We start from the raw sequence: 902 nt of genomic DNA, 5'->3' as shown, positions 1-902 counted from the left end.
GCCGAAGAAAAATTGAAGGTGTAATAAATTTTTTCAATTAACGGGTGCAAAAGGTCAATAAGTGCAAGCTACATTTTCTGGACACACTAATGATACCTTAGATAAACCTCTTAGTGAAATTTCAGGGAACTCATCTTATAGAGTAATAAAGTTTAACACTGCATACTAGATAAAGACAAGGAAGTGATGAGTTGAAAGCTAAAAGTATCATTCCCATTTTTATAGTGGGATTACTTGTAGTTTGGGTGGTAATATCAATGCTTCTTCCTCCAAATCTTAAAGCAGAATCAAAAGAAAATGGATGGAAAGCTATATATACAGTTGACAATTCATTGAAAAAGACTTGGGCTGGAAACCTTAGCTGGGAGAAAAGACAAGGTAAATTATTAGATGTTCGTTTCATAGAGAATGGAAAAGTAATTTCATACATGAATACTGAAGATCAAGTAAATATGAAGGAAAATGACAAACGTGAATTTGCTTACCTTGGTCAAAAGCCTATAGAAAAAAACACTTACCAATTATATATACACTGGGAGGAAGATGGAGAAAAATACGAAGAAACATTAGAATTTAAACCAGTTAAAAGACTTTTGGTAATACCAAAGTTTAGCTAAATCGAAGTTGAAAAAAACTAGTTTTTGGATTACACTTTTTTTCAAATTCCGAAATCTCCATTAAAATTGTTTGGGACTAAGTTTGTTTTCACTCTGTCTCCCACTAAATTGAGCCGATTATTCCTTAGCGTAGGAAAAATCGGCTTTTTTTATGTCGAAATTGCTTAGCGTATGTTTTCCGTGTTTTGTTGGTGGGACCCCTATAAGGGGAAGATTGGAAAGGTAGCCAAGAACCGATTATCTCGCCGTTTTAGCACACCTATCCCTTTTCAGAAACTAGTAACC

The 902-nt window shown here is 34.0% G+C and carries 1 protein-coding gene; it reads left to right on the top strand.

The genetic code is table 11. The features are described 5' to 3' along the window. The first annotated feature begins 191 nt into the window (after nucleotides 1–191). Nucleotides 192–617 carry a hypothetical protein gene (locus tag PQ474_RS26210; protein ID WP_273848518.1) on the top strand — a complete coding sequence of 142 codons (426 nt, stop codon included), beginning with the start codon at nucleotides 192–194 and terminating at the stop codon, nucleotides 615–617. The last annotated feature ends 285 nt before the right edge of the window (nucleotides 618–902 follow it).

Origin of the sequence: Halalkalibacter alkalisediminis (genome assembly GCF_028610705.1) — a bacterium.
Classification (GTDB): Bacteria; Bacillota; Bacilli; order Bacillales; family Bacillaceae_D; genus Halalkalibacter; species Halalkalibacter alkalisediminis.
Note: the sequence above shows the minus strand (reverse complement) of the source record. Positions and strands in the feature narration are given on the sequence as shown.